Consider the following 16,692-nt stretch of genomic DNA (forward strand, 5'->3'; position numbering starts at 1 on the left):
GAGGGCCTTCCGCCGTGCCCGATTCGTACCCGATCGGCAAGCCGTACGCGCAAGGACTGCTGGAGGTCGGCGACGGCCACCGGATCCACTGGGAGGCCTCGGGAAACCCGGCCGGCAAGCCGGCCGTCGTGGTCCACGGCGGGCCCGGCTCCGGGCACAACCCGGGCAACCGACGCTATTTCGACCCCGATCGCTACCACCTGGTGCTGTTCGACCAGCGCGGCTGCGGGCAGAGCCTGCCGCACGCGTCCGACCCGACGACCGGCCTGGAGCACAACACCACCGCCCACCTGATCGCCGACATGGAACGGCTGCGCGAGCACCTGGGCATCGAGCGGTGGCTGCTGTACGGCGGCTCCTGGGGATCGACCCTGATCCTCGCCTACGCGCAGGCCCACCCCGAGCGGGTCTCGGAGATCGTGATCTGCGGGGTCACCATGACCCGCCCCGAGGAGACCGACTGGCTCTACCGGGGCGTCGGCCGGCTGTTCCCCGGCCCCTGGGAGGCGTTCCGCGACGCGCTGCCGCCCGCCGAGCGGGACGGCGACCTGGTGGCCGCGTACAGCCGGCTGCTGAACAGCCCCGACGAGACCGTCCGACGCAAGGCCGCCCGTGACTGGGCGACCTGGGAGGACGCGGTGATCGCGCACGAATCGCTCGGCAAGCCCAACGCCTACTCGGACCGCCCGGGCGACGCGCTGATGGCCTTCACCCGGATCACCGCGCACTACTTCGCGCACGACGGCTTCCTGGAGGACGGCCAACTCCTGCGTGACGCCGGGCGGCTGGCAGGGATCCCGGGGGTACTGATCCACGGCCGGCTGGACCTCGGCTCGCCGCTGCGGACCGCCTGGGAGCTGGCGAAGGCCTGGCCGGACGCCGAGCTGACGGTCATCGGGGAATCGGGGCACACCGGGAGCCCGGCCATGGCCGAGGCGGTGTTCGCCGCCATCGAGCGGTTCGCCGCACCCGCCGGACACTGAGCACGACCGTCAGCGTCGCCCGTCCCGCCCACACCGCCCGTCCCGTGCCACCGGATGGCACGGGCTCCCGGGCCGCCGACCGGTGGCACGGCGCCACGGCCTCACCTCCGTGACCGCTCCTCCGATTCGACCCGGCGTCGGCCGCCACCGCTCACGAATGGGCGGTCGGCCTGCCTGCCCGCGTGTCGCCCGGCCCTGGCGCCTCCGCCGCGAGGAGGACCCGCCGCAACAGGTCGGAGAGCAGGCGGCGCTCGTCGGACGCCAGGACGCCCAGCAGACGGCGCTCCTCCCGGCCGACCACGTCCAGCGCCTCCCGCCAGGCGGCGCGACCGGCCTCGGTGAGTTCGACGTCGACCCGGCGCCGGTCCTCCGTGGAGGGCGTGCGGACGATGAACCCACGCCGCTCCAGGGCCTCCAGCCGGCCGGTCACCGAGGCCGGCGCCAGGCTGAGGTCGTCGCGCAGATCGGAGGGCACGGCCCGGCCGCCACGGCCGGCCAGCACATGGAGCGTGTCGAACTCGTGCTTCTGCAGGCCGTAGTCGGCCACCCCCTGCTCACGCACCCGGCTCAGGTGACGCACCAGCTTGGTCATCCGGGTGACGGCGCCCTCGATGTCCGGATCCAGGTGCGGCAGCACCGGGCGCCAGCGCTCGACATGGCCGTCGGTCCAGTCACGCGGCCGCTCTACCTGCCCGTGGCCACCCTGGGACGCTTCCCGCGGCTCGTCGCGTGTGTCGTCGGCTCGTCGCTCGGGGTGTTCCATGCGACGAGTCTAGGCTCCACCGGCGCGCGCATATATTTCGTTGCCGAAATTTCGGTACCGAAATATAGTTTCGCCGTGACCCATCCCATGAGGCTCCCCGACTTCCGGCTGCTCTTCCTCGGCCGGACCATCTCCACCCTCGGCGACGCCGTCGTCCCCGCCGCCCTCGCCATCGCCATCACCAGGGCCACCGGCTCCTCCGGCGCGCTGGCCCTGGTGCTGGGCTGCGCCATGGTGCCGCGACTGCTGCTGCTTCCCCTGGGCGGCGTGGTCGGGGACCGCTTCAACCCCCGGACGATCGCCCTGACGACCGATCTGGTGCGGGCCGCCGCGCAGGTGTTCGTCGGCATCCAGCTGCTCGGCGGAGAACCCGGCCTGGCCGAGATCGCCGCGGCCGAGGCAGTCGGCGGCATCGCCTCCGCGTTCGCCCTCCCGACCGCCTCTCCGCTGGTCGCGGCAACCGTCGAGGGAACACTGCGGATGCGGGCCAACGCGCTGCTCGCCTCCGCCGCCAACGCGGGCCGACTCGGCGGCCCCGCACTGGCCGGAGTCCTGGTGTACACGGTCGGCGCGGGCTGGGCCTTCGTGCTGAACGGCGCCTCCTTCGTGGTCAGCGCCGCGCTTCTGACCCGGGTGACCGCCCGGCACACCCCCGCCGAACGGCGACCGCTCTTCGCCGAACTGACCGAGGGCTGGCACGAGCTGCGGACCCGAAGCTGGTACTGGACCAGCCTGGTCGCGCACGGCACGTGGAACGGCGCGGGCGCGGTCCTGCTCACCCTCGGCCCGCTGATCGCCTCCCGGGACCTGGGGGGCGACGGGGTCTGGATCGCCATGACGCAGGCCGGCGCGATCGGTGTGCTGGCCGGATCACTGCTCGCCGGAAAGGTGAGGCCGGGCCGCCCGGTACTGATCGCCAATCTCGGCCTCGCGCTGTACGCGCTCCCCCTCGCCGCCCTCGCGGTCGCCGCCCCGGCACCGGTGACGGTCGCCGCCTACACGCTCGCCATGGCCGGTCTGGGCTTCCTCAACCCCGTCTGGCAGACGGTGGTGCAGCAGGAGTTCCCGGCGCAGGTCCTGGCACGCGTCACCTCCTACGACTGGCTGCTCTCGCTGGCGGCCGCCCCACTCGGGTACACCCTCGCTCCGCTCGCGGCGGACGCCTGGGGCAGCACCGCCCCCCTGGCGGTGGCGGCCGCACTGGTGGCGCTGGCCTGCGCGGGCACGGCGGCTGTCCCGGGCGTTCGCCGGATCGGGCGCAGCTCGGCGCAGGGGGCGCCCGCCGCGGCGGGCGCCCCCGGGGCGGTGACCGTCCCCGCCGGGCCGACCGGAGGGACCGGGCGAACCGGCGGGGACGGGGTGGCCGTCCGGCCGGACGGTCCTGTCGCCGCAGCGGAACCTCCCGTGCTGGAGCCGAGGAGCTCGGTGCCCAAGAGCCGTTCCTAGCCGCCCGATCGGGCCCCTACGATACGAGCATGATCGCCTATGCCCCAGCGGCCCTCTTCTTCGTCCTGTGCGGGATAGGGGTCCTGCGCGACCGACGCCGGTTCAGCAATGCCGTCCTGCTCGGCATAGCCGTCTCCTTCCTCGCTCTGGCGCTGCTCGCCGAGCTGCGCAAGGCCCCGACGCTGGTCGCCGAAGTCGCGGCGGTCGCCATCATCCTGCTGCCGGCGATCGGGACGCTGGCCCTGGTCGGTTTCCTGATCGCCAACGGCCTGACCATGGTGCGCAAGGAGGGCAGGCGGCCCGCCAACCTGCTCTCCCTGCTCGCGGGGCTCGGTATTCTCGCGGTGATCGCCCTGCTCGTCGCGGCGGTGATCACCCGCTCCTACCGGCTGGGCGTCCTCGCCGGCACCGCCGTACTGGTGGTCGGTTACATCGCCTTCCTGTTCGTCTGTTTCGTGGGCTACGCCTTCCTGTACAGCCGTCACCGGCCGCGCCGGGACATCGACTTCGTGGTAGTGCTCGGCTCCGGTCTGATCGGTGGTGACCGGGTGCCACCGTTGCTGGCCAGCCGGCTGAACCGGGGCCGCGACGTGTACCTGAAGCAGGCCGCGCGCGGCAACCCGCCGGTGCTGATCACCTCGGGCGGGCAGGGCCCGGACGAGAAGCTTCCGGAGTCTCACGCGATGGCCGACTACCTGCTGGAGCGGGGCTTCCCCGAGGCGCACCTCGTTCGCGAGGACCGCTCGCGCACGACGGAGGAGAACCTGCTCTTCACCAAGGTGCTCATGGAACGGGCCAAGCCCGACTACCGCTGTGTGATCGTCACCAACAACTTCCACGCTTTCCGGGCCGCGCTGACGGCCCGCAGGACGGGCGTGACCGGCCAGGTGTTCGGCTCCCCCACGGCCGCGTACTACTGGCCGAGTGCGACGATCCGCGAATTCGCTGCCGTCTTCCTCTCCCACAAGCTGATCAACTTCGGTATCTGCGGCTTCCTCGCCCTGTGCGGGGTGCTCGCCGCGGCCCTCTGAGCCACCGCGACACCGTCCCTCCCGGGCCCCGTCCGCCGAAGCGGACCGGGGCTCGGCGCTCTACGGGCCCCGGTGAGTAGCGGGCCCCGCGACTTGCGGGCACCGTGTGCAGGGGTCCGGCGCGTAGCGGGCCCCGCGTGCAACCGGCCCCGCGCGTCAGGCCGTCGGGCGCGGGGGCAGGACCGCACACGTGGTGCTCCCGTGCGCGTACAGCTTGCCGTCCTCCACTCCGACCACCCGCGCCTCCGCCGTCGCGAGGGTGCGGCCGACGTGCAGGGCGACACCTTCGCACCGCAGCCTCCCCGTGGCGGCGAACACCGGGCGCACCATGTGCACGTTCAGCTGGGTGGTGGTGTAGCCGGTACCGGCGGGCAGCCGGCTCATCACGGCGCAGCCGAGCGCCGAGTCGAGCAGGGTCGCGAGGTAGCCGCCGTGAACGGTGTTCATCGGGTTGAACAGGTGATCCCCGACCTCACCCTCGAAGACCGCCGTTCCCAGCCCGGTCTCGACCAGTTCGAAGCCCAGCGTGCTCGACATCGACGGTGCCTGGATCCGGCCCGCGAGGATCTCGCGCAGGATCTCCTCACCGGTGAGGTGCGCGTAGTCGGAGATCGGCGGCCCGACCTGCCAGTGGTGGGTGCGGCTGCGCTTCGAATCGTCCGGCACGGGCTTGTCTCCCTCGAATTCATACGTGGTCATGGGTTCAACCTGCCTCCCCCGCGCGTGCGACTCAACTGGGATTCGCACTGCGGGGGCCGGTGCGCCAATGTCGGTACCGGCCATGACGGGTGGGCCGAGGGCGGGTGACCGTCACATACCTCCCGGCGGCCGGACGCGCCACGCTGCACGGCGTCCCACCGAACTCCGCCCCCACCCAGGAGTCCCCCATGGCTCTTCCGTCAGTACGCCTGGCCGCCCCGTCTGCTGTGACAGCCTCGCCCGCCCGGTCCGCCCGGTCCGCCGGATCCGTTGCCGTCCGGCCCACCACCGAAGTCGGCCCCGCCGTGCCGGCCGGCGCACCGCCCCACCGGGGCGGGCGGCTCGCGCGCCGCGGCGCGGCCGCCTTGCTGGCCGCGGTGGCGTTCCTCACCGCCGCACCGGCCTCCGCCGGTGCGGCCGCCTCCCCGGGCCCCTCCCGCCTCGCCGCCCTCGCGGTCCCTGCCGGCGGCGGCGCACCCTCCGAAACCTCCACCAGCGGCGCGGCCGCCGCCGCGACGGGCGGGACCTTCCAACAAGTCACCGGGTTCGGTAGCAATCCCGGAAACCTGGCGATGTACTCCTACACCCCCGCGAGCCTGCCCGCCGGTGCGCCGCTGGTGGTCGCGCTGCACGGTTGCGTCCAGACCGCCACCGACTACTACCGCAACTCCGGCTGGACCACGTTCGCCGACCGGTACGGCTTCGCGGTGGTGTTCCCGCAGACCGGCACCGCCAACAACAGCCTCTCCTGCTTCAGCTGGTTCGACGCCGCCAAGGACAGCCGGGGCACGGGCGAGGCCGAGTCGGTCGTCCAGATGGTCACCAAGGCCCGCGCACTGTACGGCTCGGACAGCCGCCGGGTGTTCGTCACCGGCCTCTCGGCGGGCGGCGGCATGGCGGCCGACCTGCTGGCCGACTACCCGGACGTGTTCGCGGGCGGAGCCATCGACTCCGGCCTGCCCGCGCACTGCGCCACCACCCAGAGCGCCGCCTCGGGGTGCCAGAACAACGACCAACGGCTCACCCCCGCCCAGTGGGGGGACAAAGTCCGCCGGGCCTACCCGGGTTACGCGGGGCCGTGGCCCCGGGTGGCGATCTGGCAGGGGACCGCCGACACCACCGTGAAGCCGGTCAACGGCACCGAGCTGCGGGACCAGTGGACGAACGTGTGGGGCATCGGCCAGAGCGCCGCCGAGACCCGGACTCTCCCGGGCGGCACGACCCAGTCCGTGTACAACGACGCGAGCGGCCGGCCCGCCGTGGCGCTGTACTCCGTCGCGGGGATGGGCCACGGGCTCGCCGTCAACCCGGGGCCGGCCCCCGACCAGTGCGGGGCCACCGGCGCCTACTTCCTGGACACGATCTGCTCCAGCTCCTACACGGCGCGGTTCTGGGGGCTCGACGGCGGCGACCCGAGCACGCCCGCGCTGCCCGCGCCCACCGGCCTGACCGCGACCGCCGTTGGCCCGGACTCCCTCACGCTCGGCTGGCAGGCCGTCACCGGCGCCGCCTCGTACCTGCTGTACCGGGACGGACTGCAGATCGCCGCCCCGGCGGGCACCTCGTACAGCGACACCGGACTGACCCCCGGAACCGCGTACGGCTACACCGTGGCCGCCGTGGACCGGGCCGGCGTGGTGGGCACCCGATCGGCGGTGCTGACGGTGAGTACCACCGGCGGCGCGCCGCAGTGCTTCACGGACAACAACTACGACCAGGTGAAGGCGGGTCGTGCGACGCAGTCCGGCGGCCTCACCTACGCCCTCGGCTCCGGGCAGGCCATGGGACTCTGGAACACCTTCACGACCCACACACTGAAGCAGACGGGGACCGGCTACTTCGTCCTGGCCGACGGACAGTGCTGAGCCGCCCGTGCCCCGGCCGGCGGCGAGGCGGTGCCCGAACGGGCCTCCCCGGAGCGCCGGTCCGGGGCACGGGACCGCACCGCCGAACCGGTCACCCACCTCTCCCCTGCTGCTGAATCGGCTCATCCGTGCTCCTCCCCGGGGCGCAGACCGGCGAACAGGTCGGACTCCGGGAGGGTCGTCCCCACCAGGCTCCGGGCCAGGTGGTAGTCCTCGGTGGGCCAGACCTCGCGCTCGATGTCACGCGGGTGCGCCATGAACCCGGTGCCGGGCTGTATCTGGGTGGCGTGCGCGAGCAGCGCCGCATCCCGGACGGCGAACTGCTCGGCGCAACGGATCCGTGTGGTGGTGGCGAGGGCTGGCGGGGTGTCGGGCCAGTCGGCGAGCAGCTCGCCCAGCGCCGAGTCGACGCCGCGCGCCGTCATCGCCTCGTGCATGGTCCGGAACCAGGCCCGGGACAGTGCCAGGTGGTAGTAGAGCTTGGCCACCTGCCAGGGCTCGCCCGCCTCCGGGAAGCGGTCGCGGTCGGCCGCGGCCGCCAGGGCCTCGACGGTGACCCGATGGGTCATCACGTGGTCGGGGTGCGGGTAGCCACCCGTCTCGTCGTAGGTGACGACGACCTGGGGCCGGAACCCGCGGATCAGCGCGACCAGCGGCTCGGCGGCGACGGCCGGCGGCAGGAGCGCGAAGCAGCCCTCGGGCAGCGGCTCGTCGGGGCCGGGGAGCCCGGAGTCGGTGAAACCGAGGAAGCGCTGCCGGACTCCGAGGATCTCGCTCGCGGCGGCCATCTCCGCCCGCCGGATCCGGGCCAGGTCGGCGCGGACCCCGGGCCGGTCGAGCGCCGGGTTGAGGACGGAGCCGCGCTCTCCACCGGTGCAGGTCGCGACCATGACGTCCACCCCCTGGGCGGCGTAGCGGGCGAGGGTGGCCGCTCCCTTGCTGGACTCGTCGTCCGGGTGGGCGTGAACGGTCAGCAGGCGCAGTGCGAAGGGCTGGATGAACATGGGCGGTCCTTCGGTCGGGGCCGTAACGGCGAGCGAGCGGGCAAGCGATCCGGCGGTGGCCCGCCGTGCCATGAACTTAGGTCGAACCCAGTGATGAGGTCAAGCCTAATTATTGTGCTCGACCCAGCGAACCTGCGCTAGGCTCACCCCATGACCGAGGGCACCCCCAATCTGCGCGAGCTCAACAAGCGCCGCACCCGCGAGGCGATCTCGACCGCCGCCACGCGGCTCTTCATCGAGCGCGGCTTCGACCGGACGACGATCGCCGAGGTCGCGGTGGCCGCCGGAGTCGCCAAGATGACCGTCACCAACCACTTTCCGCGCAAGGAGGACCTGGTCCTCGACCTGCACGAGGAGATCGTCGCGGGCCAGGCCCGGGCAGTCGCCGGACGCGCGTCCGGCGAGTCCGCGCTGGCGGCGCTGCGTCGCGCCTGCCTGGCGGCGATCGACCGGCACGACCCCGCACTCGGGTTCTCCGACCAGCCCTTCGCCCGCACCGTCTCGGAGAGCCCGGCCCTGCTCGCCCGCCTGCGCGAGATCCACGAGCAGAGCGAGAGCGCGCTGGCGGCAGCCCTTACGGAGGCCACCGACTCCTCTCCCTGGGACCTCACCGCCCGGCTCGCGGCCGGCCTGCTCGCCGCGATCCACCGGGCCCTGTTCACCGAGGTCTTCCGCCGCGTCCTGGCCGGCGAGGAGCACGAGACGATATCCGACGCCATCCGCCCGTCCGCCGTCGGCGCCTTCGACCAACTGCGCGGCGCGCTCGACGGGTACGCCGTCCGGGCGGCCGACTGAACCGGCACCACGCACCGGCGGCGGAACCGCCGCGCGCACCGCTCCGCGCCGCCCCGCACACCGGAGCGGCGCGGACAACGCGCAGGTCCCGGCACTTGACGAAAGGTTGACCTGTTCACGGCAGAACGTTGGCGGGCCCCGACCCTATGGTCGGCGCATGCCCCCACAGCCCATCGGGCGGACGACCCTCCCCGTCCTGCCCTATCGCAAGCCCACCCCCGGCCGGGACTACTGGGTGCTGGACGACGTTCTGCCCGATCCGGACGCGGTCCGCGAACGCTGCCTGGCCCGGGGGGGCTGGACCGAGGGTTACCCCTACCGGCCCGAGACCTGGCCCGGCCTGCGCACCATGCCCGGCCTGGAGCCGGAGGAACTCGCCCGGGTGGAGTCACTGGTCCGCAAGGCCACCGGCGCGTCCAGGCTCTGGGTCCAGAACACGCCCGGCGGTGGCACGCTCAACCACAACTGCGTCCAGCTGGTCGGCGCCGGCGAGTCGGAGTCACGCCCCCACACCGACTCCCGGGCGCTGTGCCGCTACGCCGCTGTCCTCTACCTCAGCCCGGGCGCCCCCAAGGAGGCCGGCACCAGCTTCTACCGCCAGCAGTTCCCGGGCGGACGCCTCGGCGGCAACCTCGTCGACGCTCCGCACAACAACCTCGTCGAGGCGCTCGGCACCCGGCGCGTTCCCGGCGACGCCTTCGCCGAGGACATCCGGGTCCCCAACCGCTACAACCGCCTCCTGCTCTACCGCGCCAATCTGATCCACAGCGCCACCGGCTACTACGGCATCCCGCTGGAGGAACGGCGGATGACGGCCGTCTTCTTCTGGATGGCCTGACCCGGGAGGCCGCACCCCGGCAGGCCACGCCCCGGCCGACCGCCGGGTTGACGACACCCGTGCCCGGGGAGACAGCGTTCATGGACAGCGACCTCCCGCCGGACGCGGAGCCCGACGCAACGGAGCCCGACCCGACGGAGCCCGACCCGACGGAAGCCGACACCACGGAGCCCGACCTGACGGCCGGTGCGACGACGACCACAGACGCGACGAGGACCGGTGCGACGACCGGAACAACCGCCTCCCGGGTCACCGGTGGTGCGCCCGACGGCCCGACCACCGAGGTCGTACGCCCCGAGTGGTCCGACATCGACCGCTTGACGACCCTCGACCTCGTCCGTCTGATGAACGCCGAGGACCGCACCGTCGCCGAGGCCGTGGCCGGGCAGCTGGAACCGATCGCCGCCGCAGCCGACGCGATCGCCGCCCGGATGAGCCGGGGAGGGCGGCTCATCTACGCGGGGGCGGGCACGGCGGGGCGGCTCGGGGTCCTGGACGCGAGCGAGTGTCCGCCGACCTTCAACACCGCTCCCGGCCAGGTCGTGGGGCTGATCGCGGGTGGGTCGGCGGCCCTGGTCGATGCCGTCGAGGGCGCGGAGGACCGCCCGGACCTCGCCCTCGCCGACCTGGACGCGCTGGCACCGACCGCCGCCGACTGCCTGGTGGGCGTCTCCGCCTCGGGCCGGACGCCGTACACGGTGGCCGCGGTCCGGCAGGCCCGGGCAGCGGGAGCCCTGACCGTCGGTCTGGCCTGCACCCGGGGCTCCGCCCTGGTGGCGGCGGCCGAGCTGGGCATCGAGGTGGAGACCGGACCGGAGGTACTGGCCGGCTCGACCCGCCTCAAAGCGGGCACCGCGCAGAAACTCGTGCTGAACCTGCTCTCCACGACTGTCATGGTCCGTCTCGGCAAGACCTACGGAAACCTGATGATCGACGTGCGGGCGGGCAACGCGAAGCTCCGCGACCGGGCCCACCGGATCGTCGCCCTGGCCACCGGCGCGGATGAGGACACCGTCCGGAGCGCGCTGGCCGCCACCCGCGGCGAGGCCAAGGACGCCGTCCTGGTCGTGCTCGCGGGAGTGGACGCTCCCACCGCCGGGCGACTGCTCGCCGCCTCGGGCGGACGGTTGCGCGAGGCCCTGGAGTCAGCCCGGCCGGAGGCCTGACCCGGGGTCACGGTCACCGCCGGGGCGGCGGGCACAGCATGGCGCGGCATAGGGCAGCGCGTCGCGGGAAGAGCGCGCGAGTCACCCGAAGCGGATGGCACCCCGCGCGACGACCTCACCGAAGCGGGGCAGGTCGAGGGCGACCGCCGACCTGTGCTCGGCCTCGGTCAGCGCCGTCATGGCGTCCTCGACGAACACCAGCTCGTAGCCGTGGTCGGCGGCCGCCCGGGCTGTCGACTCCACCCCCAGATTGGTCGCGATACCGCCGAACACGAGCGTGTCCACACCCCGTGCCTGCAACAGCTCGTGCAGCCCGGTGCCGTGGAACCCCCCGATGGTGCGCTTCACCAGAACAGCATCGGCCACCGCCGCCACCTCCCCGATCAACGCGCTGCCGGGCGGCTGCTCGGCGACGTTCGGACGCTCGACGCGCAACGCGACGACCGGGGCGCCCGCCGCCTGGAAGAGCGCCGCCAGTTCCAACGACACCGCGAGGACGTCGACGCCCGGTCGCGGGGCCAGCGGCAGGGCGACGATCCGGTCCATCAGATCGACCAGGACGAGCGCGGTCCGGCCGGAATCAAGGGTTCGCATGGCGGTTCACGGTAGCGGATCACGGGAGGGCGGCCGGCCTCCCGTGATCCGCACGGCCCCGCCCTCGGGGGCCTCAAGGCCGCCCTGCAGGCTTCCGCCCCCCCCGGCGCGGCCTCTCCGGTTCGACCTCCCGCAGGCGCCCGGACCGTCCGCGCTCAGCTCTTCCCACGCCGGAGGCGACGCCACCACGACCGATCCCCCTCCCGGCCGGGCCCCGGACCCGCGCCGATCACCGCCAGCAACACGCCGAACGCCTCGTCCAACTCGCGCCTGGGGCACCGCAGCGGAGAACAGGTGACTGCCCCGGCGCTCGGCTGCCACCGACAACGGGTGGACGTCGCCGCCCCACCTTGACCGACGGCTACCTACCGGCGACCGGGGCGTACACCTCGGCGCGAATCGCGTCGATCAGGTCAGCGGCCGGCCGACCTACCCCACCCATTGGACGGGTGGTCACACGGAGAGCCCAACTGGCCTACCGGACCCATGGATTGGCAGAATCTCGAATTGTTCTCCGCCGCAAGCGGGACCAGGATGGTCGGGCATGGGGACACACGATCCGTTGCCGCAAGAAGCGCAGAGCGTCGCGGAGTTCGTCGACTGCCTCCGGCGGCTCAAGGACCGGAGCGGCCTGACCTACCGGCAGTTGGAGGCGAACGCCGAACAGTACGGGGACGTGCTGGCGCGGAGCACCACGGCGGACATGCTGCGCCGGGGCTCGCTGCCGCGCCCGGAGACGGTCCTCGCCTTCGTGCGCGCCTGCGGACGGGGCGAGGCGGCCGCCGACTGGTTGGCGGCCAGGGACAGGTTGGCCGCCGCCGAACCGCCCCCGCCCGGTGGCACGGTGGCGTCCGACCAGGTGGCCGCCCCCTCCACCGGACAACCGGCCGGGGACCTTGCCGCCCACCGCGGCCGCGACGCCGGCCGACGGGTCCGCGCCGCCGCCGCAGGCGCCGTCCTCTTGCTGGCGGCCGGGGCCGCCTGGGCCCTGCTGCCCGACGACCGGGGCGCTCGGGACCGGCCGGCGCGTGGGTCCGGCGCCACCGCGCCGCTCGCCTCACCGCCGCTCACCTCACCACCCGCTGGATCTCTGCCTCCTGGATCACCGCCCCTCGGGAGCGCAGTCGAGGGCCCCGCCCCCGCGTCGGGTCGCACCCGTATTCGACCGGCCTCCAACCCGCAGCTGTGTGTCACCGACGGCCACGACCGCCAGGGGCGCTACCCCAGCCAGGTCGCCGTCCAGCGCGACTGCGCCGACGCCACGCCGCCCGACACCTCCCTGCTCCCGGTCGGCCGCCCCGGCTCCTTCTACATCCAGTGGAGCCACCCCACCCACGGGGACGGTTGCCTGACGGCGCTCGGCAGCGGCCATGTGGTCGCGGGCCTGCTCGAACCCTGGCCCTGGGAGAGCTGTTCGGCGGACCGGACCAGCCAGCACTTCCTCTTCGAACCCGTGGGCCGCACCCGGGCCGAGGGCTACCGGATCCGCGTGGTCTCCAACGGCATGTGCCTCGGCGTCAACGGCGTCAACGGCGTCAACGGCGTCAACGGCGCCGACGACAGCTCGGCCGGCGCCGAGATCGCCCAGCAGCGATGCACACAGGCACCCGGACAGACGTTCCTGGTGGACCCCGCCGGCTGATTGCCGCACGGGTGGGACCCGCGGTCCGCCGGGTCAAGAACCGTCACGAAGGTCCTCCCCGCAGGCGGGGGTAAGCCGTTCCGCCGCGACGACACCAGCCGGATCCTGGGGCCCTCAGCGCGTCCGCGGGGGTCAGCCGGTGTGGGCGTCCGCGGAGACGACCTCGGAGACCGAGGGGGCCTGTAGTCGTACCGATTCCCGGGACCTTCCCAACGCCTGCGCGGTTCCTGCGGCAGAGCCTACGATCTCGGTGTGACTGAACCCTCGGACTACGAGCTTGCAGCGTGGCGTGACATCCAGCGTTTCAAGGGTCGCCCGCTGTCCCGGAGGATGGGCGAGGCCGGCGAGCAACTGGCCGTCGGAGCGGCGAAACTCGGCAGGCGCGCGGCCAACAGGTTGGAGAGCCTCCCACGGGCCCGCTCCGCGGTGACACGCGGACGGGAGATCGTCGCCAAGGGCGCCCAGAAGGCGGGTACCGCCGCGCGCAGTGCCACCGACGCGCTGCCCGACTGGAGCGGTGTGGTCGTGCAGTCCACTCGGCAGACGGTGGGGCAGCTTTCGCGAGCGGGGCTGACCCCCGCACGGGTGATGAAGCGCCATCAGAAGCGGGGCCACGACGTGTCGTCGCTGGCCGACCTTCGCCGGCTCGATCTGGAGCAGATCGACGCGGCGCGGGGGCGCGCGGCCAGTTGGTACTACCCGGCCGCCGCAGCGCTGTCGGGAGCGACGGCGGGGCTGGTGATCTCGGGCGGGGAACTGGTCGTCGCCGCCTCCGCAGGAGCTGCGGCAGCGCCCTCGGGAGGCATGATCGTCGGCGCCCTCGCCGGCGACGCGGCGATCGTCCTCGGGCTGGCGTCCCGGGTGGTCGGCCATGTGTCGCTGTTCTACGGCTACGACCCCGAATCGCCCGCCGAGAAGCTGTTCGTGATGTCTGTGGTCAACGCCGGCACGGCGGTGTCGACCTCCGCCAAAGTCACCGCGATGGGCGACATATCCCGGCTCACCCAGGCACTCGTGCGAGGTAAGGCGTGGGATGTCCTGAGCGAGTCTGTGGTCACCAGGGTCTCTGTGGAGTTCGCCAGAGCGTTCGGCATACGCCTTACCAAGAAGGGCCTCGGCAAGGTCGTTCCCGGGGTCGGGATTCTGGTGGGCAGCACCCTCAACTGGTCCATGCTGGAACGGATCGTCGACACCGCTGACATGGCCTACCGGCGCCGCTTCCTCACCGAGAAGTACCCGCACCTCGGCGACGAGGAGGAGAGCGGTTCGTTCCCCGACACCGACGAGGACGGCGTGGAGTCGGCTGACAGTCCGATCAGCGTCCTCGCTGAACTCGCCAAGGCAGGCGGACCCGACCTTCCCTGAGGGTTGTCCCGCGCCCGCGGGGTGATCCCTGCACCCGGCTCGTCCCCGGCGGCCCGGCGTGTGGACGGTCACACGGGCTGTGGCCACGTCACTCCCCAGGTCCTGGCCGCGCGAGGGGCTGGGTTGGTGGGCGTGGGGACGCGGGGGCGGATGTATCGACATGTGGGTCCGGCGGAGTTGAAGGGGCTCGTCCGGGCGGGTGGTGAGGGTCGGAGCTTGCGCTCGTCGGTGGACTTCGGCGCGTGGGCCTCGGCGCTGACCCCGGACGAGTTGGCCGAGCCGTTCACGTTCGTCGTCGATGCCGGCGGGGTGCTGCGGCTGGCTCCGCGCCGCAGCGAGCATGTGGTGTGCGCCGGCGGCGAAGAGGTCTTGAGCGCCGGTGAGATGAGCTTCCGTGAGGAGTCCGGGCGGTGGGTGATCGACGAGGTCAGCAACCAGTCGACCGGCTACTGCCCGGACGTCGTCTCATGGCCGGCCGTGGCCGAGGCCCTGGACCGGATGGGGATCCGGCGCCCGTCCGGCTTCACGTACGAGGTGGTCTTCCGCCGCTGCCGCTCCTGCCGGGAGCTCAGCATCGTGCGGGAGGAGGACTTCGTCTGTGTTCTCTGCGACGAGGGCCTGCCTCGGGAGTGGAACGTTGCCGAGCCGGATCGCTAAGTGGTCGGAGGCTTGTCTACGGGGTTCCTGGGCGTCGTTCTGCCTCAGGCGGGCTTCCCGAAAGCCCGGCGCCATCACGGACCGGGGTCCACGTCGGCGCGCCGGCCGGGACGCCGCTGGACCGTCCGGGCCAGCCGGCGGCCCAGCAGCAGGTAGCCGAGGAGCGCGCCGGTGGTGTTGAGCAGGACGTCGTCGATGTCGAAGGCACGGCCGGTGATCAGGGCGCCCTGGACCAGCTCCACCAGGAGCATCACCGCTGCCGTCCGCAGCAGCACCCGGAACAGCCCGCGGGCCCTCGGCCAGAGCACCGGAAGCAGGAGCCCGAACGGCAGGCCTAGCAGCACGTTCCCGCCCACCTGCCGGACGGCGTCGACGGTGGTGGCGTGCAGCAGGTAGTGGCGCAGCTAGTCGCCGGGCCGCAGGTTGCTGTGGACCTGGCCGACCGCTTCGGGAACGGGGACGAGGGTGACGCGTGCCAGCGCGGCCGCGAAGGCGACCGAGGCCAGGAACGCGGCGCTCAGGATGAGCCAGCGCCCGGCGATCGCGGTCCTGACCTGTCGGCGGTCGATGGGGGCCTCCGCCCTCTCGGTTCCTCCGGCCAGTGCTGCGCCGGCCCATCTCTCCGCGGCCCGACCCTCCCTCGTCAGCCGGCCACGGGCCCGCCTGCCGTGGCCGGTGGTGGAGCGTGCCGTGCCGGTCGGCTTCGGGGTGTTTCCTTCCTCCGCGTCGGAGGCCGCCTTGTCCCGGCGGCGCCGGCCCCAACCTACGCCCGCGCCGATGATGTGCTCCGCCATCACTGCCCCTCCGGCTCTTCTACGTTGGGGAGGGTCGTGTACCCGGGCCGCCCGCCCTCACACCGTGAGCGGTTGCTGCCGCAGCGGCGGTCGGCCTGACGAGTCGAAGGTCGGTTCCACCACTGTCCGTCCGGGATGTACGTCCGCCCCGCGCGCGGGCACCGGGCAGGAGGTGGAGATGTGGGCGCTGGCGGTCACCTGCTACGAGCGGGTCACCGAGGTCGTCAACGCCGCACGGCCTGCCGGTGACGACCAGAAGCTCACCCAGCCCCGCATCGTGCTGGACGACCTCAGCGTGAAGGCGGTGGGCAGCGAGCATCGCTGACAGCGCGGTCAGGGTCGGTGCTTGGCCGGCTTGGGGTGCTTCCCCGCCTGCCCGTGGACGGGGGGCTGTCGCCTGCTGATTCTGGAGAATCGTGATCGGACGTGTGGTCGAGACTCACGGATCGGGGAGGCCCCATGACGAAGGACGACGGCACAGTCAGCTCAACATTCGCCAAGGAGCAGCGGGCGTCGGAAGACCGCCGCCGCCAGGAGGAGGAGCGGGCCCGCCGCCACCGTGAGGCGGAGGAGTACCGGGACCGCGGGCTGGCGGAGGAGGATCGGCGCCGCCGAAAGGCAGCGGAAGCCCAGACGAGGGAAGAAACCGGGGACAGCGCCGAGGAGAAGTAGCGGCGATCCAGTCACTCCTGGCCTGGGCAGTGTCCGCCACTGCCCAAGCCCGCGCCCTCCACACGAACACGACCTGGCGACGGACCGGAGCGCAAAGCCTCCTCTGGCCGGCGCTCGCACACGTTCGCTCCGACGAGCCGGCGCACGGTCCCGTGCCCCGCGATCCGGCGCGCCAGGGGCACAGCCCCGGTCAGCCGGCCGGAGTCCTCGACGGCGGCGGCCTCCAGCATCACCCATCATCGTGACTCAGGGCCACAGAACCCTCTCTCAACGTCACTGCTCCGATCCTGCCACGCGGGCCGCCACGTCACCCGGGAATCGCACTTCCCGCCCGGGCCCGGACCGATGGGCGGCCCCGTGAGCCCGTCGCCGCTGAAG

At 73.0% G+C, this 16,692-nt stretch carries 18 protein-coding genes; 12 read left to right on the plus strand and 6 right to left on the minus strand.

The window, feature by feature from the left end:
* Window positions 1-14: 14 nt before the first annotated feature.
* Window positions 15-983, plus strand: coding sequence for a prolyl aminopeptidase (pip, locus tag ACFXHB_RS11565; protein ID WP_380573776.1), 969 nt, complete (start codon window positions 15-17; stop codon window positions 981-983).
* A 151-nt stretch (window positions 984-1,134) separates the two neighbouring features.
* Here the strand turns inward: pip and ACFXHB_RS11570 are convergent, their stop codons facing one another.
* Window positions 1,135-1,746 (minus strand): MarR family winged helix-turn-helix transcriptional regulator, encoded by a 612-nt coding sequence (locus ACFXHB_RS11570; protein WP_380573778.1) that lies wholly within the window; start codon window positions 1,744-1,746, stop codon window positions 1,135-1,137.
* Window positions 1,747-1,821: 75 nt separating this feature from the next.
* On the opposite strand from ACFXHB_RS11570, the gene ACFXHB_RS11575 reads away from it, so the two are divergent.
* Both ACFXHB_RS11575 and ACFXHB_RS11580 read left to right on the plus strand, forming a co-directional pair.
* The gene (locus tag ACFXHB_RS11575; protein WP_380573780.1) at window positions 1,822-3,192 is read left to right on the plus strand and encodes an MFS transporter; all 1,371 of its coding nucleotides are present in this window, start codon (window positions 1,822-1,824) and stop codon (window positions 3,190-3,192) included.
* A 29-nt stretch (window positions 3,193-3,221) separates the two neighbouring features.
* Window positions 3,222-4,223, plus strand: a complete 1,002-nt coding sequence (locus ACFXHB_RS11580) for a YdcF family protein (protein ID WP_380573781.1) — start codon at window positions 3,222-3,224, stop codon at window positions 4,221-4,223.
* A 156-nt stretch (window positions 4,224-4,379) separates the two neighbouring features.
* Here the strand turns inward: ACFXHB_RS11580 and ACFXHB_RS11585 are convergent, their stop codons facing one another.
* Window positions 4,380-4,922 carry a PaaI family thioesterase gene (locus ACFXHB_RS11585; protein ID WP_380573782.1) on the minus strand — a complete coding sequence of 181 codons (543 nt, stop codon included), beginning with the start codon at window positions 4,920-4,922 and terminating at the stop codon, window positions 4,380-4,382.
* A 188-nt stretch (window positions 4,923-5,110) separates the two neighbouring features.
* Here ACFXHB_RS11585 and ACFXHB_RS11590 point away from each other — a divergent pair, with 188 nt between their 5' ends.
* On the plus strand, window positions 5,111-6,787 hold the full coding sequence (locus tag ACFXHB_RS11590; protein WP_380573783.1) for a PHB depolymerase family esterase: 1,677 nt from the start codon (window positions 5,111-5,113) through the stop codon (window positions 6,785-6,787).
* Window positions 6,788-6,909: 122 nt separating this feature from the next.
* Here the strand turns inward: ACFXHB_RS11590 and mca are convergent, their stop codons facing one another.
* Complete coding sequence (gene mca / locus ACFXHB_RS11595; protein WP_380573784.1) at window positions 6,910-7,791, minus strand: mycothiol conjugate amidase Mca; 882 nt, start codon at window positions 7,789-7,791, stop codon at window positions 6,910-6,912.
* A gap of 150 nt (window positions 7,792-7,941) precedes the next feature.
* Here mca and ACFXHB_RS11600 point away from each other — a divergent pair, with 150 nt between their 5' ends.
* The 3 genes from ACFXHB_RS11600 (at window position 7,942) to murQ (ending at window position 10,590) form a co-directional block, all read left to right on the plus strand.
* Window positions 7,942-8,586 (plus strand): TetR/AcrR family transcriptional regulator, encoded by a 645-nt coding sequence (locus ACFXHB_RS11600; RefSeq protein ID WP_380573786.1) that lies wholly within the window; start codon window positions 7,942-7,944, stop codon window positions 8,584-8,586.
* A 157-nt stretch (window positions 8,587-8,743) separates the two neighbouring features.
* The gene (locus tag ACFXHB_RS11605) at window positions 8,744-9,424 is read left to right on the plus strand and encodes a DUF6445 family protein (RefSeq protein WP_380573787.1); all 681 of its coding nucleotides are present in this window, start codon (window positions 8,744-8,746) and stop codon (window positions 9,422-9,424) included.
* An 80-nt stretch (window positions 9,425-9,504) separates the two neighbouring features.
* On the plus strand, window positions 9,505-10,590 hold the full coding sequence (murQ, locus tag ACFXHB_RS11610; RefSeq protein ID WP_380573788.1) for an N-acetylmuramic acid 6-phosphate etherase: 1,086 nt from the start codon (window positions 9,505-9,507) through the stop codon (window positions 10,588-10,590).
* Window positions 10,591-10,671: 81 nt separating this feature from the next.
* On the opposite strand, the gene ACFXHB_RS11615 is transcribed toward murQ, so the two are convergent.
* On the minus strand, window positions 10,672-11,184 hold the full coding sequence (locus tag ACFXHB_RS11615) for an isochorismatase family protein (protein ID WP_380573789.1): 513 nt from the start codon (window positions 11,182-11,184) through the stop codon (window positions 10,672-10,674).
* Window positions 11,185-11,728: 544 nt separating this feature from the next.
* Between ACFXHB_RS11615 and ACFXHB_RS11620 the strand changes: the two genes are divergently transcribed.
* The 3 genes from ACFXHB_RS11620 (at window position 11,729) to ACFXHB_RS11630 (ending at window position 14,848) form a co-directional block, all read left to right on the plus strand.
* Window positions 11,729-12,826 (plus strand): helix-turn-helix domain-containing protein, encoded by a 1,098-nt coding sequence (locus ACFXHB_RS11620; protein ID WP_380573791.1) that lies wholly within the window; start codon window positions 11,729-11,731, stop codon window positions 12,824-12,826.
* Window positions 12,827-13,078: 252 nt separating this feature from the next.
* The gene (locus tag ACFXHB_RS11625) at window positions 13,079-14,191 is read left to right on the plus strand and encodes an EcsC family protein (protein ID WP_380573792.1); all 1,113 of its coding nucleotides are present in this window, start codon (window positions 13,079-13,081) and stop codon (window positions 14,189-14,191) included.
* 150 nt (window positions 14,192-14,341) lie between these two features.
* A complete protein-coding gene (locus ACFXHB_RS11630; RefSeq protein ID WP_380573793.1) occupies window positions 14,342-14,848 on the plus strand; it encodes a hypothetical protein in 507 nt (168 codons plus the stop codon).
* A 74-nt stretch (window positions 14,849-14,922) separates the two neighbouring features.
* On the opposite strand, the gene ACFXHB_RS11635 is transcribed toward ACFXHB_RS11630, so the two are convergent.
* Window positions 14,923-15,192, minus strand: coding sequence for a VanZ family protein (locus tag ACFXHB_RS11635; RefSeq protein ID WP_380573795.1), 270 nt, complete (start codon window positions 15,190-15,192; stop codon window positions 14,923-14,925).
* Between the two features lie 60 nt (window positions 15,193-15,252).
* Entirely contained in the window at window positions 15,253-15,642 is a 390-nt protein-coding gene (locus ACFXHB_RS11640) for a hypothetical protein (protein ID WP_380573796.1), read from the minus strand.
* 178 nt (window positions 15,643-15,820) lie between these two features.
* Here ACFXHB_RS11640 and ACFXHB_RS11645 point away from each other — a divergent pair, with 178 nt between their 5' ends.
* Both ACFXHB_RS11645 and ACFXHB_RS11650 read left to right on the plus strand, forming a co-directional pair.
* Window positions 15,821-15,967 (plus strand): hypothetical protein, encoded by a 147-nt coding sequence (locus tag ACFXHB_RS11645; protein ID WP_380573797.1) that lies wholly within the window; start codon window positions 15,821-15,823, stop codon window positions 15,965-15,967.
* Window positions 15,968-16,101: 134 nt separating this feature from the next.
* Entirely contained in the window at window positions 16,102-16,314 is a 213-nt protein-coding gene (locus tag ACFXHB_RS11650; protein ID WP_380573798.1) for a hypothetical protein, read from the plus strand.
* Window positions 16,315-16,692 lie beyond the last annotated feature (378 nt).

Source organism: Kitasatospora sp. NPDC059327 (genome assembly GCF_042752535.1).
Classification (GTDB): Bacteria; Actinomycetota; Actinomycetes; order Streptomycetales; family Streptomycetaceae; genus Kitasatospora.